Origin of the sequence: Yoonia vestfoldensis SKA53 (genome assembly GCF_000152785.1) — a bacterium.
In the GTDB taxonomy this organism is placed as follows: Bacteria; Pseudomonadota; Alphaproteobacteria; order Rhodobacterales; family Rhodobacteraceae; genus Yoonia; species Yoonia vestfoldensis_A.
In genome coordinates this window covers 714,649-736,603 of sequence record NZ_CH672414.1, presented here as the reverse complement: position 1 = coordinate 736,603, position 21,955 = coordinate 714,649, and the positions used below count along the sequence as shown (strand labels likewise).

Here is a 21,955-nt window from a genome sequence, read left to right as displayed (position 1 = left end):
CCTAGTTTCCTTTAAAATAATAATCGGCCTGCGCCTGCGCACGCCCTGCGGCCAGCATCGCGCGGGCCATGACCCGGCCCGCATCGGTCAGCATCGTCGGCAGGACAAAATCCTCGAGCATTGCCAGCGTTTCATCCGCTTCATAGTCAAACCAACCGCTAATCGTAGCGACGCCATGCGGCGAAAACCGCCATGCTTTATCGGCATCCTTGACCACCGCATCTTCTGGCGAACTAGCCTCTTTCAAGGTGTCGTGGCGGTCGATGATCGCTAGCACAGCATCACTATCGACGTCTTCGGGCTGATGGCGGCGCAGGATATCGCCTGCGATTTCAACGCCGTAAATTTCATGGTCGCGCACCAATTCGGGACGGGTCGCATTCGGGCCAACTGCATCGCTCAGCAAGGCCGGATCAATCATTTTCCAACCGACATCATGCAACAGGATCGCGGGCAGCACGATGGCCTCATCAACGCCCGGGTGTTCTGCCAGCAACGCACGCGCCAGCCGGTATGAAATCAGCGTATGCACATCATTCGATCGCACATCAAGAAACGCCTTGGCCGCATGCCACAGAAGGATATCCCGCGAAAGAAGCGTATCAGCACTCATGCGGGCACCTCATAGCTGAGATACATGGTCTTGTATTCCAGATAGCTTTCGACGCCATAGCGCCCCTTTTCGCGCCCGACGCCGCTTTCTTTCATGCCGCCGAAGGGCACGTAGTGGGACGACCGGTGGATATCGTTCAGCCAGACCGATCCCGCCTCCATCCCTTCACAAAGGGTCAGCCCTTTGGCGAGATCACCCGCAAAGACGAAACCAGCCAGACCGTAGCGGTTGTCATTGGCAAGGCGCAGCGCTTCGGATACGCTGTCAAACGCGCAAATGCCGATCACCGGACCGAAAGTTTCCTCTGTCAGCACCAGCATATTATGGGTGGCGTCAGCTATGATCGTAGGCGGAAAGTAGAAACCTGCATCAAACCCTTGACCGGTTTTTCGGTCCCCCCCCAGCACGATCCGCGCGCCTTTCGCAAGGGCGTCGGCCACCTGAACTTCACTGTTCGAATAGATTTTTTCGTTAACCAATGGTCCCAGATCGCCGTCGCCCCCTGCGGGAGCCAGCGTCAGCTTTCCGGCCTTCTCGGTCAGACGCGCAAGAAAGTCCTCATAGACAGGGCGTTCAACATAAACGCGGTTTACGCGGTAGCAGAACTGACCCGAGTTGGCGAAACCGTGCCGCACAATGGCAGTTGTGGCCGTTTCAAGATCGGCATCGGCACAGACAATCGCCGCACTCTGCCCGCCCAATTCAAGGGTCACACGCTTCATCGTACCGGTGGCCGCTGCAGCAATTGCCTTGCCGGCAGCAGTGCCGCCCGTGAAGGCAATCTTGCGCGGGATTGGGTGTTCGATCATCGCCGATCCGATCCCCCTGCCCCGTCCGGTCACGACGTTAAACACGCCCGCAGGCAGGCCCGCTTTGTGGAAAATCTCAGCCAGCATCAGGGTCGACAATGGCGTGTCTTCGGCAGGTTTTGCGACCATTGTGCAGCCCGCAATCACTGCTGCGCCCAGTTTGAAAATCAGCAGCGTAACCGGATAGTTAAATGGCGTGATCGCCACGACCACACCGAGCGGATCACGGGTCACGATGGTCTTTTCACCAGCTCCAGAAGCCAGTGACATCGTAGCCGTCAGGCGCAAACCTTCTTCGGCATAAACATCCAGCAAATCGGCAGAGCGTGAAATTTCAGCCACGCAAGCGTGCAAGGGACGGCCCAATTCCTTGTTAAGGATAGCCCCAACCGTTTCCGCGTTGTCGCGCATGGCTTGTGCGCAGGCTTTCTGAATTCGCGCACGTTCGACCATCGGCACCTTTTTCCAGCTTTCAAAGGCCCGCGCCGCTGCCTGAATGGCAATATCAGCATCCGTGGCATCGCCTGTCGGTACAGTGTCAAAAACCTCGCCTGTGGCCGGTGCGGTGACATCCTGACGCGCACCAGCCGTCGCAGGACGCCAGGCCCCATCGATGAACATATCCATCTCGTGCTCCTTAAATCACATGCAACATCAATGTTTTGCGTGATGCAGCAAGGGTTTGGGCAGCATATTCGCGCCCCACCTCGGTTTCGAGTTTGTCCTTCTGGTCTTCCAGACGGTCTGCATAGGCGTGCGGTGTTAGTTTGAACCAGTCGCAGGCCACGGCAATGCCGGTCACGTCAAAGCGCCACAGCTTGTCGGCATCACGCACGATCCGGTCGTTCAGATGACGCGGATAAAATCGGGTATCGTGCCCGTCGATAATTTCACAGACTTGCGAGATGATATCGGCGTTCCAGCCGGTAGCCTGTAACACCTGCGTGCCAATCTTCACGCTTTCGGCCTCATGCAGATAACGTACATCCGATTGCAGCATGTTGGGACCAGAGAACCCTTTTTCGATGATGTCATCCATGTCGATGGCATACCATCCGATGTCATGCAGCAGGATCGCAAGCAGGCAGACATCACGGTCGGCATCGCTGTAGTCGTTCAACAAGCGCACTGCCCACGCAAAAGAAAGCGGGATGTGGATGTCGTTCTTGCGTGCCCTCATATAAGGTTCGGCCTTGCGCCAGACCGGGTCGTAACGTGCAAAATCTTGGGTCGTATCAAGCATGATCGCCTCCGAAAGGTACGAGACACGCAACAACTGCGTGCCCCGCTTGTTGGTTCAGCTCAGGATCGTGACCTTGCCGGTGTTGCCATCGACGCGGATTTTGTCTCCTGTCTTGATCCTTGAACTGGCTGATCCGGTTCCCGTCACGGCAGGCAATCCGTATTCACGGCAGACAATTGCGGCGTGGCTCATCATGCCGCCGATGTCTGTGACAGTGGCTTGGATTTTGCCAAAGACCGGCGCCCAGCTTGGTGCCGTCACAGGTGCGACAAGGATTTCACCCTGCTGGATTTCATCCAACTGGTCGGGGCTGCGAATGACACGTGCGATCCCTTCGACGGCTCCGGGGCTTGCGGCCATACCCACAAGGTCGTCGCTGTCCTCATCGCCACCAATCCAGTTCTTGATCGACTCCGACGTGATCCCCCAGAGCATGATGGTGAATGGCTCGGTTATCAGCTCTGGCGGGTTGTTCAGTGCGGGCTGCGGTGCTTGCGTGGCAAGGGCGTCGATGATCCGCTTGCGGCGTTCAATTTCGTCAGGCCAATAGGTTGGCCCGGCCCAGTCACCGCCGGTTGCCCATGCATTGCCGTAATCAAAAATCACATCACGCACTTCGTTGCGATCAAGATAGAACATGCCGTCCTCTGTTGGCCAGAAACCTTCCTCGTGCAGCAACTTGGACAACGACCGCATCTTTTTCCAGAAAACCCCCATTGACCAATGCTCGATGTAGAAATTGTGATCCTCGACATATGGGTACACGGTACGCGCCAACCCCAATTTGCCCTGAAATGCCTCGGCCGCTTCGGGTGACATCATTTCTTCGTATTCCGATGCGATCCGGTCGCGCTCGGCATGCAGCGCGTCCATAGGACGCTCGATCGTTTCTCCGGCCTGAACCCGCACGATATAATCTCGCAGATAGCCCAGCGGAATTTCGAGATGCTCGTTCCAGTATTTGTCCGTTGAATAGAATCCGTTGCCGGTCGTGTAGTTGAACCACGGGTCCTTGGCCGCTTCCCAAGCCGCAATCCACTTGGAGCCGTTTTCTTGCGCACCGACAGCCGCCAGCGCCGCGTCAACAGAGCCGGTTTTCAGCGCATCCGCAATTCCCAGCTCGACGGCAAGACGGGCAAGTTTCTTGATCTCGTCATCGGGGCGGAAAAGGTCGCTGTTGTGGCCCTGCACCATCTTGGCAATCGCCTGATCGGGGATCGTCGGAAACTGACCTTTCATGAAACCGAAAAAGTCGAGATATGCAGCATAGCCGAGGTTGAGAAATTCAAAGTGATACTGCCAAGTCCGGTAGATCAACTGGATCATACGGTCATAGTTTTCGGTCAAGGCTGTGGTGTTATCCAGACCGACACCATCCTTGATCCATTCCAGAGGGACCACAGCGGGCAGCTTTTCAAACGAGATTGACTCCATCTCGTCGATATTAGCCTTAACCTTCTTGTGCCAGTTTTCCAGCAAGGTCGGCCAATTCTGGAAATAATGCCCTGCACGTTCCATGAATTGCGGAATCCGTGCCTCGATGTCTTCGGCTGGGACGCCAATCGGCGACATATAAACGTATCCGTTGTGAATCCGGTAATCGACACCGTTCGCAGGCGGCACAAGATAATGACGCGTATTATACTGGCCCAGACATTTAACCGCAAATTCAACGGTCATCGTATCAAACGGCTTGAACGGGTTCGGCCAATGCTGGCTGTCGCAAAACCAGAATTTCTGGTCTTCCTTTTCCCGCAAGGCGGGCTGGAATTTCAGATAATACGGATAAAGGTCCTCCCAGCCTTCCGCACCGACAGGCGCCTTGAGGTCATAGGCACTTGGAAACATGGGTGTAGTCACGTCCATTTTTTTCTCCTCCCAGAGACTTTCTGCGTTATTTCTTTGATCCAACGGGATTATTTAAAGCCCCGACCATACCCATCATGCCCATTGCAAAACCCGTCGTAGCAGGTGCTGCGGGCTTCTGGGACCAGACGGTCTCAGGTCGGCTTTGCAAGGCCACAAGGTTTTCGCCCTCAGGCAGATCAGCATCAAAAGCCCATTCCACGTCTTGCGGGCATTTGTTCCGCCGCTCCAATGCTTTGGCAAGCTGGGCCACCGCAATCACCTGCGCATCCGTCAGACATTGCCTGTTGCGCCGGCCTTCATCGACCTCGCGTTCCACGGTTGTCGCGGCGGCAACGTCGGGGACCAGTTCGACATGCTTGTCCGAAATCTTGCGGTCGATAATTTCCATCAAGACCTTTTCAACGGTAAAGTTGTCCGGTGTCACAATTCCCGACACGACCAGTTCACCCAACCCGTAAGACGCATCAATCACGATGCGCGTGCGGTCGCCCGTCAGCGGATCAATGGTCATGGCCACACCTGCGGTCTGCGCATTGACCATTTTTTGAACAGCCACGCTCATCAGCACGTCGATCTGGCCAAGTGCGTGATCTGCGCGGTATTTCATCGCGCGGGCGGTAAACAGGGATGCCCAGCAATCGCGGACGTGTTCGATGACGGCATCAGCACCGACAACCCACAGATAGGTGTCCTGCTGGCCAGCAAATGAGGCATCCGGCAAATCCTCGGCGGTGGCTGAGGACCGGACCGCAACTGGCAAGTCGTCGCCCATCGCACTATAATCGGCGCGAATGGCCGCTTCGACCGCAGCGGGCAGCTTATGCGACCGGAACCGGATCTGAATGGCTTGGGCCGACCGGTCAAGGGACAGGACATCATTCAGGTTTGTGCTAGCAAGCTGCGCCTCGATCTCGCGGCGCAGGCCGGTGTGGTCAAGCATGGCAAGATAGGCATCCGTTGTAACAGCAAACCCTGTGGGAACCGCGACACCTGCTTGGGTCATTTCACCAAGGCTGGCGCATTTGCCGCCAACCCTGGCGTGATCTTTTATGCCAATCTTGTCGAAAGGGAGCGTAAATTCGGTCATTACGTTTTCTCCAGCCCAAGGTCCACCATCACCTGATTGGGGACGCGGAATGAAATATTGTGAAGATAGTCGATCTGTTGATCCGGCTTCAGGGTCATATTTGGGAAGCGCGCAGTCAGTTCACGCAACATGATACCCAATTCCATCTTAGCCAGTTGAAAGCCGATGCAGAAATGGATGCCATACCCGAAACTAAGGTGGTTGCGCGAGTTATGGCGTTCAATATCAAAGGCTTCTGCATTTTCAAAAGCCGCAGCATCACGGTTGCCCGATCCCATCACCAAAAGGATGTCGGCCCCTTCGGGAATGGCGATTCCGCCGATTTTGGCGCCCATCTTGGCCTTGCGACGCCATGACACTATGGATGGCTCGAACCGCAGAAGTTCTTCTGTCGCGGCGGGTATCAGACCAGGGTCGGCACAGATGGCGTTCCATGCACCACGGTTCGACATCAAGGTGATCACTGCGTTCGACATCAGGGTCGTTGTGGTTTCGTGGCCTGCAAACAGAACAGAATACATCAGACCCGCAATTTCTTCGTCTGTGATATCCCCGCCTTCGGCCTGGGTACGCACCATATCGGTGGGAAAATCGTCGCCGGGGGTTTCTTTGCGGGCGGCGACCAAAGCGCGGCAATAGGACCAGTATGCGACCATTTTATGTGCCAGCGGCAGTTGATCTTCGTCGCTCAGGTTGCCCCAGGTCAGCAACGCTCGGCTGGCGGCCCAGTCTTTGACCTTTGGCACATCCGCATCGGGGATACCCATCAGCGCGAATAGCACCAGCGCGGGCACGTCATAAGCGACATCGCGGAAAAAATCGCATTCGCCTGCAGCGGCAATCTTGGTCAGGTGACGGTCGATGATCGCTTCGATCTGTGGCTGGATCGCCTTGAAACGGCGCGGACCAAAGGCGGATTGGGCCAGCTTGCGTATACGCGTATGATCCGGCGGGACCCGCGCAGAAAGGCCTGAATAGACCGTGAAGCCACCGTCTTTCATGATCTGCTTGCCTGCGTCACACATCGGGCGCATGGGGGCTTGGGCATTTTCGGAGGAAAAGGTTTTCCAGTCGTCAAACACGGCCTTGATATCGGCGTGGCGGGTGATGATCCAATACCCGCTTTCGGGGTCGTGAAAAACGGGCTTTTGCTCGCGCAACTGCTTCCACTTAGGGTGGGGTGCGCCCAGATCGAAGATGTTGTAATCTTCGGTTTGGTATTGTGCCTGAACGCGCATCACATGTCCTCCCTGACACTCAATTCGTGTTAAGAATCACATTACCCCGCCCGCTTTGGTTTTTCTTTGGGAAGCATAGAAGGCTGTTAAGAAAGAGAATTCATCAGCTTGGATTTCAGTACTTCAAGATCATCCGTCTCGGGGACCAATTCCATCGCGTCCATTGCGGTCAGGAATTGGCGATATTGCCGCAGCACCGCATCCGCCCGCTTTTGTGCGTGAAAAATCCGCATGGCCTCAGCATGGGCGATGGCGCAAACAGGGTCCATGCGCAATGCTTTCTGACAGCTTTGTAAGGCATCCCTGAACTGACCTTGCTGGCGCAGAATCGCGGCCTTATCGCGCAGAACCTTCAGCGCCATGTCCTTGAACCATGTCCGTTTGGGCAGAACCCAGTTTTCGATTTCATTCTCGAAATAGGCCGAAGGCAGGTCTTCGAACAATTCACCCGAATAAAGCCGGTCGGCTGCATCCAAAAGGGTGATCGCCTCATCCGGTTTGCCGGTTTTGGCAAGGACCTTGGACCGGTTGCAAAGCTGCTCGAATGTCGCAAGGTCAATCCATGTCCCATCAGGCGGAACAAGCGTGTAGTAATCACCGTTGCGCCGAACATAGTCAGACCTGCCAAGGGTCTTGCGCAACATCGTGATCGCATGATGCAGGCGCTTTCGCTTTTTGATCTCGTCGGGCTCGTCATACCACAACAGTTCCGCCAAAAGATCGGTCGGTGCACCCTTTTCGCCGCGTTGCAGAAGATAAGCAAATAACGTCTTGGTCTTTTTGGGGGCACTTCCGGGAATGTCCCATTTGATCTGGCTCCCGTCAGACAGATAGATGCGCAACCGCCCGAAGCACCTGATCTTCCAGATGTCATCCCTGCCCACGCGCGGGCGCAGACGGCGCGGCACGGTAATCCACTGGGGATTTGCGCCCGATGCCTCGCCATCATCTTGATCGACGATACCTGCGTAGTCCGGCACCAGACGCCCCAGCACGAACCCGATCTGCTGCGAAATCGTGGCCCCGTTTTGATATGCGGGCGGCAGCCAGAACGGATTTTCGTAAAGGCCGGATGGCGCAAGAAAGTGGCTATGCCCGCGCACTGCGGCCATCAGTTGGTCTTCGATCATCAAGCTGCGCGCATAGACGGAAATGACGGACACCTGCGTGTCCGCGACCAGTTTATCGCATAGACCGCCCCAGCGTTCGAAATTGGCGGCGGCGGCCACAGTGCCGGCACCCCAACGCATATCGACGATGATGCAGCGCGCCGCCTGCCGCTTTGCTGCGTCCTGTAACCGACTGCTGACATCCGCAAGCTTGATCGGGACGTGATCCAGACCCGCCTGCGTAAAATCCATGCGCGCTTGACCTTGCAGGTCCGTCAGGAACTGGGCCGCATTTGTCACGACCAAGGCCCCCGACGCTGCGGTGATCTGCGCAAGGGCGTCTGTCAGAAATCCGCCATCGGCGTCATCATAGATCACCGAGATATTCAACGCGCATGACTGGCCCGCGTTGTTTTCAGCCGTATCAATCTGTTCTGATCTGTCATCCATTGCCTGAAGGCCCGTCTTTGCAGAGGCGGTTGAGAAGTTTCGCGAATGTGCGCGTCGCGACCGAAGGAACTTCTTCGGCGCGGCTCATGATACCTACTGCACCTTGGGTAGAGGCCAGATCAATTTCAAGCGCCTTCAACCGTCCCTGCGCGATATCATCGGCAACAACGCCCTTGCTGATGATCCAGACGGTGTCGGGGTCTGCCAAGATGACGGCACGCGCAAAGGCGGGTGATGCCGTTTCAATCCGGTTGCCGAACAAGGGCACACCTTGCGCGATCAACAACCGCGCGACAAGCGGCCGGATCGCGGAATCCTTCGGGGGATACAGCACGCGAAAAGCAGCCAGTTCCGCCGGATTCCGAATGTCGATCGCCCGGCTTTGCGGACTGGCGACAACGACGACTTTTTCGGAATAAAGCTGCTGGAACGTCAGACCCACCATCGTGTCGGGTTTGCCCAACCGCCCGACAACCAGATCAAGCCCCCCGCTGCGCAGGCGCGTGGTCAGATCTAGGTGGGGTCCTTCGTGGATTTCTACCAGAGTAGTCGGGCTTTTTGCCGCAAATTCCAGCACAGCCGCTGGCAATATGGATGAGGCCACACTGGGCAAAGCACCCAGCTTCAACTGCCCCCCGGCACTGTCATCGCCCTGAATACTGCGCAGCCCATGGCGCAGGGCGGCGGTGCTTTGTTCTGCAAATTGCAAAAACACCTCGCCTTGCGGCGTCAGCGCCACACCCGACCGGCTGCGTTCCAGCACGACGACACCAAGGATGTCCTCAAGTTCCTTGAGGGTTTTTGAAATCGCCGGTTGCGTCAGGTTCAACAGCTCTGCTGCGATCTTGAAGCTGCGCGCACGCGCGATAGCGCTAAAAGCATCCAGATGGCGGAACTTGATGCGTCGATCCATATTCATTCCTTTTTCGATAACTAAAATGCGTAATATCTCATTTTAAATGTCGATACAAACATGCTATCAAAGGGGACATTTTCGGGAGAATGAAATGAAAACACAGGTCGCAATCATTGGCGGTGGTCCATCGGGGCTTTTGCTGGCGCAACTTCTGCATACACGCGGGATTGATAGCGTCGTGTTGGAGCGCAAAACCAAGGACTATGTTCTTAGCCGCATCCGCGCCGGTGTTCTGGAACAGGGCCTTATCAAGCTGATGCAAGAGGCCGGTTGCGCCACGCGTTTGCACGCCGAAGGCATCCCGCACGATGGCACATTGATTTCCTATGGCGACGAGATGTTCCGCATCGACTTCACCGAACACACCGGCACGCCCGTTATGGTCTATGGCCAGACTGAGGTGACGCGCGATTTGTATGAGGCCCGCGAAAAGACCGGTGGCAAGATTGAATTCAATGTCGAGGATGTGGTCATCCACGGCGCAGACACTGACACGCCCCATGTTTACTATACGGTTGATGGCACGGCACATCGTCTTGATTGCGATTTCGTGGCAGGATGCGACGGGTTTCATGGCGTCAGTCGCCAGACGATCCCGCTAGATGTGCGCAAGGAATATGAAAAAATATATCCCTTCGGCTGGCTGGGCATCCTGTCGGAAACGCCGCCCGTAAACCACGAATTGATCTATGCCAATTCACCGCGCGGCTTTGCGCTGTGTTCCATGCGAAATGAAAACCTCAGCCGCTATTACATCCAGTGTTCACTGAGCGACAAACCCGAAGACTGGACGGACGAGGCGTTCTGGCAGGAACTCAAACGCCGTATCCCCGCAGATCAGGCCGCAAATCTTGTCACCGGCCCAAGCATCGAAAAATCCATCGCACCGCTGCGGTCCTTTGTTACTGAACCGATGCGCTGGGGGCGGTTATTTTTGTGCGGGGACGCTGCGCATATCGTACCACCGACAGGGGCCAAGGGTCTGAACACAGCCGCGTCCGATGTTCATTACCTTTATAACGGTCTGCGCGATTTTTACGAAAACAACAGCACTGAGGGCATTGATACCTATTCGCAAAAAGCGCTTGCCCGCGTCTGGAAGGCCGAGCGCTTTAGTTGGTGGTTCTCATCGCTGATGCATACCTACCCCGACCAATCCGAATTCGATCTGAAAATGCAGGTCGCCGAAATCGAGTTTCTGCGCTCTAACAAGGCCGCACAAAAATCCATGGCCGAAAACTATATCGGGCTGCCCTATTGATGCGGGTTGTTGACGCAAACGGCGTGGCACTGCATGTGCGGGAAGATGGTGATCCAGATGGCACGCCAGTTCTTTTTGCCAATTCGCTGGGCACCGATCTGCGTCTTTGGGATGCGCTGATCCCGCTGTTACCCCAAGGGCTGCGTCTGATCCGCTATGACAATCGCGGGCACGGTCTGTCGGGTTGCCCTGCGGGTCCTTACACGATGGATAATTTAACCACCGATGCCGCAGCATTGATCGTGGCCATGGATTTGGGTCCGGTCATCTTTGTCGGCCTGTCAATTGGTGGTATGATCGGTCAGAACCTTGCCGCAACACACTCCGATCTGGTGCGCGCATTGGTGCTGTCAAACACAGCCGCCAAGATGGGCGAGCCAGAAACATGGGCCGACCGCATCGCGGCGATCAACGCAAATGGGATAGCCGCGATGGAGGCGGCCATTCTCGACCGCTGGTTTGGTCCTGCCTTTCGCGCCAACCCGCGGGCAGCGCTCTGGGGCGCAATGCTGTCACGCACACCACAAGAAGGATATATTGGATGCTGCGCAGCAATCGCAGCAACCGACCTGACGCAACGCACCCGTAGGTTAAGCTTACCCACACTTGCCATCGGCGGCAGCCACGATGGCGCCAGCCCACCCGATCAGGTCGCCGCGACCGCAGCACTGATCAATGGGGCCCAGTACCATATCATTGACGGCGCTGGCCACTTGCCATGCGTCGAAAACCCTGCAGCCTATGCCGCTATCCTGAACCCATTCCTAAAGGAGCACGCCGATGCCTGACCGTTTTGCACAAGGGATGGCCACCCGCCGCTACGTTCTGGGTGACGCTCATGTCGATCACGCCGAGGCCACCAAAAGCAGTTTTGATACACCCTTTCAAACGATGATCACCGAAGGGGCGTGGGGCACGCTGTGGTCAGACGACACAATCAGCAAGCGAGAGCGTTCTATGCTGACACTGTCGCTGCTGGCTGCAACAGGGAACTTCGAGGAAATCCCAATGCATATTCGCGCCACAGCCAATACAGGCGCATCACCACAAGACGTGTTGCAAGCCTTCATGCACGTGGCAATCTATGCAGGGGTGCCAAAAGCGAACCACGCGATCAAACTTGCCAAGCAAACCTACAAAGAGATGGGAGTAGAGCTATGAGCCTTGTGAACCTGCCGCCAAAACCGGGCGGCTTCATTCCCCGCGACCGCACATGGCAACCAGACGGCCTGACCCCGACCTACAAAACCAGCGTCAGACGCAGTCCGCAAGCCCCGCTGCTATCGTTTCCATCGACCCTTAGCGAAGAAACCTCGCCCGTGTTTGGCCATCACCTGATCGGCCCTTTGGATAACGACCTGATCTTGAATTATGCCCAGCCTGGGCAAAGCGCGATTGGCCCACGGATCATCGTCCACGGCCGCGTTCTGGATGAACTGGGCCGCGGTGTCGCCGGTGCCTTGGTCGAGTTTTGGCAAGCCAACGCAGGTGGCCGTTATCGCCACAAAAAGGAAAGCTATCAGGCGGCTCTTGACCCTAATTTCGGCGGCTGCGGGCGGACAATCACCGGCGCTGACGGTTCCTATGAATTCCGCACGATCCAACCTGGCCCATATCCTTGGCCCAATGGGATGAACGACTGGCGCCCTGCGCATATCCATTTCTCGCTGTTCGGACACGGCTTTGCGCAGCGGCTGATCACGCAGATGTATTTCGAGGGGGATCCGCTGATCAAACGCTGCCCCATCGTCGGCGTCCTCAAATCACAAGAGGCGGTGGATGCGCTGACCGCGCCATTGGATATGCACCAGTCAGTCCCGATGGATTGTCTTGCCTATAAGTTCGACATGGTCCTGCGCGGCCAGCGCCAGACCTATTTTGAAAACCGCAAGGAGGGGCTATAAGCATGGTCCAGAAACTGCACGACTACCTGCGCGAAAGCCCCAGCCAAACCGCTGGCCCCTATGTTCACATCGGCTGCACGCCCAACTTTACCGGCATCGACATCTATGGTGGCGATCTGGGGACATCCATGAAAACCGGCCCCGTTCAGGGCACCGAGATCACGATCAAAGGCACCGTTTTCGACGGTATGGGCGCACCCTTGCGTGACGCCATGATCGAAATCTGGCAACCGGATGCGGCGGGGCTGTTTCCCTCTGCCAATGAGACGCGCGGAACACCCGACCCGAACTTTACCGGCTGGGGGCGGTCGCCCGGCGACATGGAAACCGGCGAATTCACCTTTGACACTGTCAAGCCCGGCGCGGTCCCCTATCCCGATGGCCGTATGCAGGCACCGCATATCACAGCGTGGATCGTTGCACGCGGGATCAACATCGGCCTGCACACGCGGATTTACTTTGACGATGAACAGGTGGCGAATGCCGCTGATCCTGTTCTAAGCCGGATCGAACATCAAAACCGTGTACCCACCCTGCTGGCAAAAAAAGAGGCCGCTGGCCTCTATCGTTTCGACATCCACCTGCAAGGGCCGGCTGAAACCATCTTTTTCGATATTTGAGGTTGCGATGACAAACCCCTGCATCATCTGCGTAGCGATCACAGGATCACTGCCCACCAAAGCCAACAACCCCGCTGTGCCGATCACCATTTCCGAACAGATCGAAAGCACGCAAGAAGCCTTTGAAGCAGGTGCGACCATCGCCCACTGCCATGTCCGCGACGATGACGGCAAACCCACATCGGACCCCGAACGCTTTGCGCGGCTCAAAGAAGGCATTGAAAAACACTGCCCCGGCATGATCGTGCAGCTTTCCACCGGCGGGCGCTCTGGGTCGGGGCGCGAACGCGGCGGGATGTTGCCCCTTTCGCCTGATATGGCCTCACTGTCGGTCGGGTCGAACAACTTTCCCACCCGCGTCTATGAAAACAGCCCCGATCTGGTGGACTGGCTGGCGTCCGAAATGATCGCACATGATGTGAAACCCGAAATCGAAGCCTTTGATCTGGGCCATATCGTCCAAGCCACGCGCATGGCCGCCGATGGCCGCCTGAAAACCCCGCTTTACGTCCAATTCGTGATGGGGGTGAAAAATTCCATGCCTGCGGACGAGGTGATTTTCGATTTCTATATCGAAACGCTCAAGCGCCTGGCGCCAGATGCGCAATGGTGTGCGGCAGGTATCGGGCCCGCGCAACTGACCATCAACGAATGGGCGATCGCCAAGGGCGGGCACACCCGCACGGGGCTGGAAGATAATGTGCGCCTTGATCGCAATACCCTTGCACCGTCCAATGCCGCGCTGGTGCGGCGGGCGGTTGATTTATGCGAAAAATACGAACGCCCCGTCGCCACATGGCAGCAGGCACGCGACATTCTTGGTCTGAAAAAGGTAGCCGCATGAAAAAGATTTACCCCAATGCCGCTGCGGCCCTTGATGGTCTTTTGCATGACGGCATGTTCATTGCGGCAGGCGGGTTTGGCCTGTGCGGTATCCCCGAATTGTTGTTGTCTGCGATCAGGGACGCGGGCACCAGGGATCTGACCTTTGCGTCCAACAACGCAGGCGTGGATGATTTCGGCATCGGAATCTTGCTCCAGACCCGTCAGGTCAAGAAGATGATCAGTTCCTATGTGGGCGAGAACGCCGAATTCATGCGCCAGTATCTGTCCGGCGAACTCGAGCTTGAATTCAACCCCCAAGGCACTTTGGCCGAACGGATGCGCGCAGCGGCTGCGGTATCCCTGGTTTCTATACAAAGACAGGCGTTGGTACCGTCATCGCCGAGGGCAAAGAACACAAGGATTTCAACGGCCAGACCTATATTCTGGAGGAAGGTATCTTCGCCGATCTGTCGATCGTGAAGGCGTGGAAAGCCGACGAGACCGGCAATCTGGTGTTCCGCAAGACGGCCCGCAACTTCAACCCGCCTGCCGCCATGTGCGGTAAGGTCTGTGTGGTCGAGGTCGAAGAGATCGTGCCCACCGGCAGCCTTGATCCCGACAGCATCCATTTGCCCGGCATCTACGTGCATCGCATCGTGCAAGGCGAACATGAAAAGCGCATCGAACAACGCACAGTGAGGGTCGCATAATGCCTTGGGATCGCAATCAGATGGCGGCACGCGCCGCAAAAGAACTGCAGGACGGCTGGTATGTGAACCTTGGGATCGGGATACCGACGTTAGTGTCGAACTATATCCCCGAAGGCATCGAAGTGACCCTCCAATCGGAAAATGGGATGTTGGGCATGGGCCCCTTCCCAATCGCCGGGACCGAAGATGCCGATCTGATCAATGCAGGCAAGCAGACGATCACCGAACTGCCCCAAACCGCCTATTTCGATAGTGCCACATCCTTTGGCATGATCCGTGGCGGCAAGATCGCGATGGCTATTCTGGGTGCAATGGAAGTGGCTGAGAACGGTGATCTGGCCAACTGGATGATCCCCGGCAAGCTGGTCAAAGGCATGGGTGGTGCAATGGATCTGGTCGCCGGTGTCGGCCGTGTTGTTGTGGTGATGGACCACACCAACAAGCATGGCGAAAGCAAGGTGTTGAAATCCTGCACCCTGCCGCTAACCGGACAATGCGTCGTTGACCGGATCATCACCAACCTTGGTGTGCTGGATGTTGTCGAAGGCGGGCTGCGCATCGTCGAGACCGCTGAAGGCGTCACCGAAGAAGAACTGCGCGCCGCGACGGAAGGAAATATTGTTTGATTTTCAGGGCATTGGCGTACCGAATCAGTCCGGTATGCCAATCCTTTCGATCGACGCAATCAGGCTTTCGGCGTGGTTCAGCGTGGCACCTGTCGCCTCTGCCATGGCGGGCAGGGTCAACCATTCCAACGCCCAAGCCGCACCAGATCGTTCTTGTTCGTGGATCATCGCCTGACCCAGAATTCCCTGCTGCCCAGCAACATAGCGCGCCAGCGCAACCATCATCTCTGCGCCGATAGGGTTCTGTTTATGTGCCATCGCAGACGACACGCCACCACCGGACAGCGATATTTCATCGACGCCTTGCTGGGCCATCAACGCCACATCTTGCCCGATCTTGCCAAGTGATCCAGCCACCAGCGCCAGCCAGTGACCCAAGGCAATGATCCGGCTACGATCTGTATGCCAGACAGGACCAAGCGACAGGCCCAGCGTTGCCGCCACCCTGCCCGCACATTCCGCGACATGGATCTGCGGCATTTCGCGGGTGCCGATGGGCCCGCCGATCTGAACAAAGGCAAGCTGCGCTCGCACGTCAACCGCCCGCGCCAGATGGTCTGCCAAAGGCCGCCGCCACGCAGCAACCCGCAGTGCAATTGTGGCAGGCAAAGCGGCCTGCATCCTTGTGCGCGCGGTCAGGGGTGCATCGCCAAAGCGGGCCAGAACGGATTCAAGCGCCGCAATCACGCGGTGCAACCGGTCTGTCAAGCGGTCCATCACGGCAAGACACGTCAGCACCATCGCCGTGTCGATCACATCCTGACTGGTCGCACCCGTATGAACTGCGCGGGCAGCACTACTGCTTAGGTCTGATTTCAGTGCGGCCACCAAATCCGGAACAGGCAGACCATCACGGTCGCTGCCCTGCCCTAGGGTGTGATTTGAAAACGCCTTGATTGCCGTCAATGCTGTTTCTGCGTCATCCGCTGGAACGACACCGCACGTCCCAAGCGCCTGCGTCCATGCCGCTTCGAAGGCCAGCATCCGCGCAGTAAAGGCGGGAGCGTCAAATTCCTGCGCAATCGCGGGATCGCACAGCAGCCCGCCAAATAAACCCGATGTCGTAAAGGCATTCGTCATGGCTGCATCCCGTTCCACTTTGCGCTGCTAGACAAGCTTTCCCAGGCCTGCGGCAATCGAATGGTGGCCCTGAAACTGTACCACGCCTACATACCCGAAATCCTGCCCAATGCCAGATAGCTTGAACCCGCCTAGACCAACGTGCCAGGTGCCCCAGCGATTGAATGGTACCCTTGAAACTGGATCACGCCTTCATAGCCAAAGTTACGGCCAATTCCCGATTGCTTGAATCCGCCGAACGGCCCGTTGCCATCCTGCGCCGAAGGACCATGGGCATTTATAAACGAATAGCCCGCCTCGATCCCCCGCGCGAGCTTGATTGCGCGATCAACGTCAGCCGACCACACCGACGATGCAAGGCCAAATTGGTCGTCATTGGCCATGTTGATCGCCGTCTGTTCGTCGTCAAAGGGCAAGATTGGCAGCACTGGCCCAAACTGTTCATGCCGCACCACCGACAGCCTTGGGTCAGCGTCGATGACCAGCGTAGGGCGCTGAAAGTGACCTTGCGCATAAAGATCCGGATCGGCAATTTGGCCCAGCTCGACCACGCTCTGCCCTTTGGCGCGGGCCTCGGCGATCATATCGGTGACGACCTTTAATTGCTTGGCATTATTCATCGGACCCATCGTCGTTTCTGGCAACAGGCCGTCGCCCACAATTTGTGCGTCTAGCACCGCGCTCAGGCCCGCGACGACCTGTTCAAAGCGGGACCTGTGCACATAAAGCCGCTTAAGCGCGTAGCAGATTTGCCCTGTGGACATAAAAGCCGCCCGATAAAGACGATCAAAGGCATCGCCTGACAAATCGGCATCATGCAGGATCAGGCCAGCGTCATTTCCGCCAAGCTCTAGCGTGACGGGCGTGATGTTTTCGGCCGCGACCTTCATCACATGACGGCCAACATCGACCGAGCCTGTGAAATTCACGTAACGCACCAGCGGATGCCCGATGATCGCATCGCCAATCCGACTGGCCGAGCCTGTCAGGATGTTCACCACCCCAGGGGGCAGCAAGGCGGCGATCTTGTGCAGCGTCATCGTTGGTGCCAGCGCCGAATTCGCCGAAGGTTTTACCACCACCGTATTCCCTGCCATCAGCGCCTGCGGCAATTTTGCCCCCAGAATGGCCAGCGGCCAGTTCCATGGCACCACCAGCGCGGCAACGCCGCGTGGCTGGCGGGTGATGATCGTATCGTTCGGCGCGGCGCGGATGATCTCGTCCTCGGCCAGACGCGCGGCATAGTTGGCCGACTGGATAAAGCGTTCGCCAAGGCGGCTGATTTCTAGATGTGTTTCGCGCAGTATCTTGCCGTGTTCACGGGTAAACAGGCGCGCACGGGTTTCGACCTCGGCCATGTCTTGGGTGATTGCGGCGGCAACCTTACGCAGTATGTCGGCACGCTCGGCGTAGCTTAGCGCCGCCCAAGCTGGGAATGCAGCATGAGCTGCCTTTACCGCGCGATCGACATCCTGCGGCGTGCCAGCGGCGGCGCGGCCGACCAGTTCTGCGGGGCGCGCAGGGTTGAAGATATCGTAAAAGCCCCTGTCCGATGCCGCGCAGGGCGCGCCATTGATATACAGCTGCGTTTCAACAATGTCGGTCATGGTCAAAACTGCCTTATCTCATCGCTTGGGGTAGCAGCGTGGCAATCTGCGGGAACAAGATGATCAGCACACCGCCAATCACCATCGCCACGATATAGGGGGACACCCCCAGAAAGATTGACCCAAGCGGAATCTCGGGGGCGACCGATTTCACAGTGAAAACATTCATCCCGATCGGGGGCGAAATCAGGCCAAGTTCGATCACGATGATGACAAGGATACCAAACCAGATCAGGTCTACGCCAAGCGCATCCAGCGACGGCAGAAAAACGGGAATGATCAGCAATAGAATGCCAATTGACTCAAACACCATGCCAAGCAGCACGCAGATTCCGCAGATCATCAGGACCAGCCCGATCGGGCCCAATTCCCAGCCCAAGATTAACGCCTGCAAGTCATAAGGCATCCCCGTGAGATTGACGAATTGCGCCAACACAAGGGCCGAAAAGACGATGGCAAAGATCATCGCTGTCGTTGTGACCGTCTCGGAAAATACGGCCCACAGGCTTTGACGATCCATGAAATGGCCGCGCGCCAGACCGAACAAAAACGCGCCCGCGCATCCCACCCCCGCGGCCTCGGTTGGGGTAAAGATACCCGTGTAGATACCGCCAAGCACGATGCCGAAAAGAATGATCACCGGCCATGTCGCGGTGGATGCGCGCAGTGTCTCTCTCAGGCCCATAGCCTTGCCTGCGGGCCCAAAATCGGGGCGGATCGCCGTCACGATATAGGCGGCTAGCATGAACAGGCAGATCAGCAAGATTCCCGGCAGGATGCCTGCGATGAACAACAGGCCGATGTCTTGACCAGCGACGATGCCGTAGATTGCCAGTGGCACAGATGGCGGGATCATGATGCCCAGAGTGCCGCCTGCCGCGATTGTGCCTGCGGAAAAGCCGTCATTGTATTTGAATGCACGCATCGGCGGCACCGCAACCCGCGTCATTGTCGCCGCGGTGGCTAGCGATGATCCGCAGACAGCGGCAAAACCCGCACAGGACAGGATCCCCGACAGCGCAAGGCCGCCACGAAACCGCCCGAACCAAGCATAAGAAGCGTCGAACAGGTCCTTGCTGATGCCAGAACGGTGGATAAACGCCCCCATCAGCACGAACAGCGGAATGATCGAAAGATGATAATTGATCGAGGTATCGACGATCCATTGCGACGAGACAGACAGGGCCGCATCAAAGCCGCGCAGATACATCAGGCCAAAAAAGCCCACAGCCAGCGTTGCAAAGGCAAGGGGGACGCCAATGAAGGCCAAAAACAGCAGGATCGCAAAGCCGAGAAGAGCAAGTTCCATGGCAAGACTTTCTATTCATAATCTTGGGGGGAATGTGGCGGTGTGTTCCGACGTTCATCTGCCATGGCGGCAAGGGCCGCGACGATGGCCAATCCCGCCAGAGCGGCCATGGCCCCGATGATCCAGATCATCTCAAGGCGCAGCACCACGCTGGTTTCGGGGTAATGAGTCAGATCCCACGTCCGCCAGCCCAGTATGCCAAAGATGGCGACGACCCCGACAAGGGTCATGACGTCAAAGATGCTGCGATACAAGCGCCGGAAATGCCGCAGCAAAAAGGGTTCAAACAGCGATACGTTGACATGGCCGCGATCGCGGGTGACAGCGAACATACCCGAAAACACCAAGATCCCCAGCAGCATTTGGATCATCTCGGCCGATCCAAAGATCGGGCTGTGAAAGGCGTATCGCATCACGACCTCGGCGCATGTCAAGACAGTCATTGCGACAAGGCAAACTGCGCCAAGCAAAACTGTAAATCTGCGGATTATGCGCATCATGCCCCCCTTATGCGGATGCTGGCTGCGGTGCCGCAAGGCGGCACCGCAAGAACATCATTCGTTGGCAGACACCTGTGCGACGCGGTCGCGGGTTTTCGCGATGAGCTCCATGCCATCCAGATCATAGGCCGCGTTCAGCGCCTCGGACCAAGATAGCGCAACGCTGGATGATGCCGCCTGCATTTCCGCCAGCAGATTAGCGTCGATCGGTGCAAAGCTGACGCCCATCGCTTCTAGCTGGGTGCGCGCCTCATCGTCTGCTACGTCGGTCGCCGCGCCAAGGCGTGCGGCCAGCGCCGAACCCGACAATTGCGTGATTGCGTCGCGGTGTTCGTCTGACAGCCGATCCCAGCTACGCTGGTTGAAAAAGATCGAAAAGCTGGCCGATTGCAGTGCGGGGGCCATTTCAACACAAGATTTCGTATAGGGTGCCGCGCCGAAGGCGACGATCGTTTCCATGGTCACGCCCAGATGCGCATCAACAGTGTTGCGCGACGTCAATTCCTGTAGTTGCACCGCTGGTGACGCGGTGATCGCCAGATCCATCGCTGCCAGCGTGTCGGCGATGGTGCCAGGCAGTGCCCAAACGCGCCGCGCCTGTAAGTCTGCGATCGTTGTGATCGGTGCATCGGTCGTGGAACACAGATACGTCGGCCCAAGATGGAACCCCGACAGCATTTTCACGCCGCGCACATCCTCGACCCCTAGGAAATGTTCCTGATAGGTTTCCCAAAAAGCAACCGACATCGCCTCGCTGTTGCCCAAATCAATGAACGGCATTTGCGTCAACATCGTGCCAGGATACTGCTGGCCGATGAACCCGTTAAAGATGAAGCCACCGTCCGCCACGCCGTTGCGCACCGCATCGACGATGCCTGGCGGCGGCGCGACGGATTGCGGTGGAAATGCGATGCTGACCTGCCCATTGGTCGCTGCCGAGATATCCTGCGCCCACGCCTGAAACACTGGCCATGCAAAATGCGTTTGCGGAAAGAATATATTGAATGTCAATTCGGTTTGTGATGCAGCAGGTCCAGCCAAAGCGCTGGCAGCTAAAAGCGAAGCAAAAAGCGATTTGCGTGTGATCATTGTGGGGCCTCCTCCCTTAGTGAGTTAGAAGGCACCTCCCGCACCTTCTGCTGGGGTGTGATAACCCTGATCGGCGATAATGATCAAAGCCAATTCTCTGATCGCGATCTATCTAGCTTATCGCAATATCGACGATGCCCGACGGCGAATACAATTCGCCAGTGCATCGGCCGCAGGTGTCAGCGGGTGCCCTGCCCGCGTCATGAGCGATATTTTTAACGGCGTGATCGTTTCTTGGATGGGGATTGGCGCAATGCGCCATGTCTTTTGCACATCATCCAACAGCAATTGGGGAAAGGTGCAGACAGCCCCAAGGCTTTCGACAAGGGCAAGCGCGCCAAAGTATGACTCGGATGTGGTTGTCGCGTGCGGTGGCGCAAATCCATGGTCCAGAAACGGCTGCCGGAAAATATCGCCCGGTCCAGTTGGCGCGCCAATCATGATCCATTGCGCCTCGGCCAGATCGCCCAGTGATCGTGCAGATAGAAGGGGCGAATTTGCCGCTGTGATCACCTGAATAGGTGTATCGACCAAATGTTCAATCGCAATCTCGCGCAGCATGCCTGCGGGCGGGGCTGGACCGATCACAATATCAGTGCGCCCTTCACGCAGCGGTTTCAGGGCGCCGGGAAACAGGCCGCTGGTCAGGCGCACGTCGATCTTTGGATGGGTCTTGCGAAACAAGGTCAGCGCCCGCGGCATGATCCGCACCGCCGCCAAGGGTGATACGCACACATGCACTGCGCCAGCCTGTTCACCACGCAGTTGCGTGACTTCTTCGTCAAGACGATTAATTTCCGAGGTAATGGTTCGGGCACGCACCAGAACACGCTCGCCCACCTCGGTCAGCTCTACGCCGCGCGACGTGCGCGCGAAAATCGAAACGCCCAAATCATCTTCGGCTTGGCGCAATGCCTGCGTCATCGCGGGCTGCGATTTCCCAAGCGCCTTGGCTGCGCCGCGCAGACTGCCGTGTTCGGCAATCGCGACAAGGATCTGGATGTGCTGCACCTTCATGGTGATAAGCAGATCAAATACGTAGCGCTTTTTCAAGTCTATTCTTGATAGGCCTGCCGCCAATAGATTGCCC

The 21,955-nt window shown here is 57.1% G+C and carries 21 protein-coding genes and 1 pseudogene; 8 read left to right on the top strand and 14 right to left on the bottom strand.

The window, feature by feature from the left end:
• Position 1: 1 nt before the first annotated feature.
• The 8 genes from SKA53_RS03675 to pcaQ form a co-directional block, all read right to left on the bottom strand.
• Positions 2-613 (bottom strand): HD domain-containing protein, encoded by a 612-nt coding sequence (locus SKA53_RS03675; RefSeq protein WP_007204705.1) that lies wholly within the window; start codon positions 611-613, stop codon positions 2-4.
• Positions 610-2,049: an aldehyde dehydrogenase family protein gene (locus SKA53_RS03670; RefSeq protein WP_007204704.1), complete on the bottom strand. Its 1,440-nt coding sequence runs from the start codon at positions 2,047-2,049 to the stop codon at positions 610-612. The genes SKA53_RS03675 and SKA53_RS03670 overlap by 4 nt, the downstream gene beginning before the upstream one ends.
• Positions 2,050-2,059: 10 nt before the next feature.
• Complete coding sequence (locus SKA53_RS03665; protein WP_007204703.1) at positions 2,060-2,665, bottom strand: HD domain-containing protein; 606 nt, start codon at positions 2,663-2,665, stop codon at positions 2,060-2,062.
• Between the two features lie 54 nt (positions 2,666-2,719).
• Positions 2,720-4,531: a PEP-utilizing enzyme gene (locus SKA53_RS03660; protein ID WP_050752656.1), complete on the bottom strand. Its 1,812-nt coding sequence runs from the start codon at positions 4,529-4,531 to the stop codon at positions 2,720-2,722.
• Between the two features lie 28 nt (positions 4,532-4,559).
• Complete coding sequence (locus SKA53_RS03655) at positions 4,560-5,621, bottom strand: PEP/pyruvate-binding domain-containing protein (protein ID WP_007204701.1); 1,062 nt, start codon at positions 5,619-5,621, stop codon at positions 4,560-4,562.
• A complete protein-coding gene (locus SKA53_RS03650; RefSeq protein ID WP_007204700.1) occupies positions 5,621-6,859 on the bottom strand; it encodes a cytochrome P450 in 1,239 nt (412 codons plus the stop codon). The genes SKA53_RS03655 and SKA53_RS03650 overlap by 1 nt, the downstream gene beginning before the upstream one ends.
• A gap of 86 nt (positions 6,860-6,945) precedes the next feature.
• Positions 6,946-8,418: an AfsR/SARP family transcriptional regulator gene (locus tag SKA53_RS03645; protein ID WP_007204699.1), complete on the bottom strand. Its 1,473-nt coding sequence runs from the start codon at positions 8,416-8,418 to the stop codon at positions 6,946-6,948.
• On the bottom strand, positions 8,411-9,331 hold the full coding sequence (gene pcaQ / locus SKA53_RS03640; RefSeq protein ID WP_040483106.1) for a pca operon transcription factor PcaQ: 921 nt from the start codon (positions 9,329-9,331) through the stop codon (positions 8,411-8,413). Before pcaQ ends, SKA53_RS03645 begins: the two co-directional genes overlap by 8 nt.
• Before the next feature lie 94 nt (positions 9,332-9,425).
• On the opposite strand from pcaQ, the gene pobA reads away from it, so the two are divergent.
• The 8 genes and pseudogenes from pobA (at position 9,426) to SKA53_RS03600 (ending at position 15,280) form a co-directional block, all read left to right on the top strand.
• Entirely contained in the window at positions 9,426-10,595 is a 1,170-nt protein-coding gene (gene pobA, locus SKA53_RS03635; protein ID WP_007204697.1) for a 4-hydroxybenzoate 3-monooxygenase, read from the top strand.
• Positions 10,595-11,383, top strand: coding sequence for a 3-oxoadipate enol-lactonase (gene pcaD, locus SKA53_RS03630; protein WP_007204696.1), 789 nt, complete (start codon positions 10,595-10,597; stop codon positions 11,381-11,383). The genes pobA and pcaD overlap by 1 nt, the downstream gene beginning before the upstream one ends.
• A complete protein-coding gene (pcaC, locus tag SKA53_RS03625) occupies positions 11,376-11,756 on the top strand; it encodes a 4-carboxymuconolactone decarboxylase (protein ID WP_007204695.1) in 381 nt (126 codons plus the stop codon). The genes pcaD and pcaC overlap by 8 nt, the downstream gene beginning before the upstream one ends.
• Positions 11,753-12,499 (top strand): protocatechuate 3,4-dioxygenase subunit beta, encoded by a 747-nt coding sequence (pcaH, locus tag SKA53_RS03620; RefSeq protein WP_007204694.1) that lies wholly within the window; start codon positions 11,753-11,755, stop codon positions 12,497-12,499. The genes pcaC and pcaH overlap by 4 nt, the downstream gene beginning before the upstream one ends.
• Positions 12,500-12,501: 2 nt before the next feature.
• A complete protein-coding gene (gene pcaG, locus SKA53_RS03615; protein WP_007204693.1) occupies positions 12,502-13,119 on the top strand; it encodes a protocatechuate 3,4-dioxygenase subunit alpha in 618 nt (205 codons plus the stop codon).
• Positions 13,120-13,126: 7 nt separating this feature from the next.
• Complete coding sequence (locus SKA53_RS03610) at positions 13,127-13,963, top strand: 3-keto-5-aminohexanoate cleavage protein (RefSeq protein ID WP_007204692.1); 837 nt, start codon at positions 13,127-13,129, stop codon at positions 13,961-13,963.
• Positions 13,960-14,654 (top strand): annotated as a pseudogene (locus tag SKA53_RS03605) (CoA transferase subunit A). Before SKA53_RS03610 ends, SKA53_RS03605 begins: the two are co-directional and overlap by 4 nt.
• Positions 14,654-15,280, top strand: a complete 627-nt coding sequence (locus SKA53_RS03600) for a 3-oxoacid CoA-transferase subunit B (RefSeq protein ID WP_007204689.1) — start codon at positions 14,654-14,656, stop codon at positions 15,278-15,280. Before SKA53_RS03605 ends, SKA53_RS03600 begins: the two are co-directional and overlap by 1 nt.
• A 24-nt stretch (positions 15,281-15,304) precedes the next feature.
• Here the strand turns inward: SKA53_RS03600 and SKA53_RS03595 are convergent, their stop codons facing one another.
• The 6 genes from SKA53_RS03595 to SKA53_RS03570 all read right to left on the bottom strand — a co-directional run bounded on the left by SKA53_RS03595 (position 15,305) and on the right by SKA53_RS03570 (position 21,882).
• Complete coding sequence (locus SKA53_RS03595; protein ID WP_007204688.1) at positions 15,305-16,360, bottom strand: 3-carboxy-cis,cis-muconate cycloisomerase; 1,056 nt, start codon at positions 16,358-16,360, stop codon at positions 15,305-15,307.
• 131 nt (positions 16,361-16,491) lie between these two features.
• Positions 16,492-17,967 carry an aldehyde dehydrogenase family protein gene (locus SKA53_RS03590; protein ID WP_007204687.1) on the bottom strand — a complete coding sequence of 492 codons (1,476 nt, stop codon included), beginning with the start codon at positions 17,965-17,967 and terminating at the stop codon, positions 16,492-16,494.
• Positions 17,968-17,980: 13 nt separating this feature from the next.
• On the bottom strand, positions 17,981-19,276 hold the full coding sequence (locus SKA53_RS03585; protein ID WP_007204686.1) for a TRAP transporter large permease: 1,296 nt from the start codon (positions 19,274-19,276) through the stop codon (positions 17,981-17,983).
• Positions 19,277-19,287: 11 nt separating this feature from the next.
• The gene (locus SKA53_RS03580) at positions 19,288-19,719 is read right to left on the bottom strand and encodes a TRAP transporter small permease (RefSeq protein WP_007204685.1); all 432 of its coding nucleotides are present in this window, start codon (positions 19,717-19,719) and stop codon (positions 19,288-19,290) included.
• 111 nt (positions 19,720-19,830) lie between these two features.
• Positions 19,831-20,865: a TRAP transporter substrate-binding protein DctP gene (dctP, locus tag SKA53_RS03575; protein WP_007204684.1), complete on the bottom strand. Its 1,035-nt coding sequence runs from the start codon at positions 20,863-20,865 to the stop codon at positions 19,831-19,833.
• A 117-nt stretch (positions 20,866-20,982) separates the two neighbouring features.
• The gene (locus SKA53_RS03570) at positions 20,983-21,882 is read right to left on the bottom strand and encodes a LysR family transcriptional regulator (protein ID WP_165474481.1); all 900 of its coding nucleotides are present in this window, start codon (positions 21,880-21,882) and stop codon (positions 20,983-20,985) included.
• Between the last annotated feature and the right edge of the window lie 73 nt (positions 21,883-21,955).

Coding starts and splice junctions, on each gene's coding strand:
- SKA53_RS03660 (WP_050752656.1), bottom strand. CDS start 4,531: ATGGACGTGACTACACCCATGTTTCCAAGTGCCTATGACCTCAAGGCG.
- SKA53_RS03670 (WP_007204704.1), bottom strand. CDS start 2,049: ATGGATATGTTCATCGATGGGGCCTGGCGTCCTGCGACGGCTGGTGCG.
- SKA53_RS03590 (WP_007204687.1), bottom strand. CDS start 17,967: ATGACCGACATTGTTGAAACGCAGCTGTATATCAATGGCGCGCCCTGC.
- SKA53_RS03600 (WP_007204689.1), top strand. CDS start 14,654: ATGCCTTGGGATCGCAATCAGATGGCGGCACGCGCCGCAAAAGAACTG.
- pcaC (WP_007204695.1), top strand. CDS start 11,376: ATGCCTGACCGTTTTGCACAAGGGATGGCCACCCGCCGCTACGTTCTG.
- SKA53_RS03665 (WP_007204703.1), bottom strand. CDS start 2,665: ATGCTTGATACGACCCAAGATTTTGCACGTTACGACCCGGTCTGGCGC.
- pcaQ (WP_040483106.1), bottom strand. CDS start 9,331: ATGGATCGACGCATCAAGTTCCGCCATCTGGATGCTTTTAGCGCTATC.
- SKA53_RS03675 (WP_007204705.1), bottom strand. CDS start 613: ATGAGTGCTGATACGCTTCTTTCGCGGGATATCCTTCTGTGGCATGCG.
- SKA53_RS03645 (WP_007204699.1), bottom strand. CDS start 8,418: ATGGATGACAGATCAGAACAGATTGATACGGCTGAAAACAACGCGGGC.
- dctP (WP_007204684.1), bottom strand. CDS start 20,865: ATGATCACACGCAAATCGCTTTTTGCTTCGCTTTTAGCTGCCAGCGCT.
- SKA53_RS03610 (WP_007204692.1), top strand. CDS start 13,127: ATGACAAACCCCTGCATCATCTGCGTAGCGATCACAGGATCACTGCCC.
- SKA53_RS03650 (WP_007204700.1), bottom strand. CDS start 6,859: ATGCGCGTTCAGGCACAATACCAAACCGAAGATTACAACATCTTCGAT.
- SKA53_RS03570 (WP_165474481.1), bottom strand. CDS start 21,882: ATGAAGGTGCAGCACATCCAGATCCTTGTCGCGATTGCCGAACACGGC.
- SKA53_RS03655 (WP_007204701.1), bottom strand. CDS start 5,621: ATGACCGAATTTACGCTCCCTTTCGACAAGATTGGCATAAAAGATCAC.
- pcaD (WP_007204696.1), top strand. CDS start 10,595: ATGCGGGTTGTTGACGCAAACGGCGTGGCACTGCATGTGCGGGAAGAT.
- pcaG (WP_007204693.1), top strand. CDS start 12,502: ATGGTCCAGAAACTGCACGACTACCTGCGCGAAAGCCCCAGCCAAACC.
- pobA (WP_007204697.1), top strand. CDS start 9,426: ATGAAAACACAGGTCGCAATCATTGGCGGTGGTCCATCGGGGCTTTTG.
- SKA53_RS03595 (WP_007204688.1), bottom strand. CDS start 16,360: ATGACGAATGCCTTTACGACATCGGGTTTATTTGGCGGGCTGCTGTGC.
- SKA53_RS03580 (WP_007204685.1), bottom strand. CDS start 19,719: ATGACTGTCTTGACATGCGCCGAGGTCGTGATGCGATACGCCTTTCAC.
- pcaH (WP_007204694.1), top strand. CDS start 11,753: ATGAGCCTTGTGAACCTGCCGCCAAAACCGGGCGGCTTCATTCCCCGC.
- SKA53_RS03585 (WP_007204686.1), bottom strand. CDS start 19,276: ATGGAACTTGCTCTTCTCGGCTTTGCGATCCTGCTGTTTTTGGCCTTC.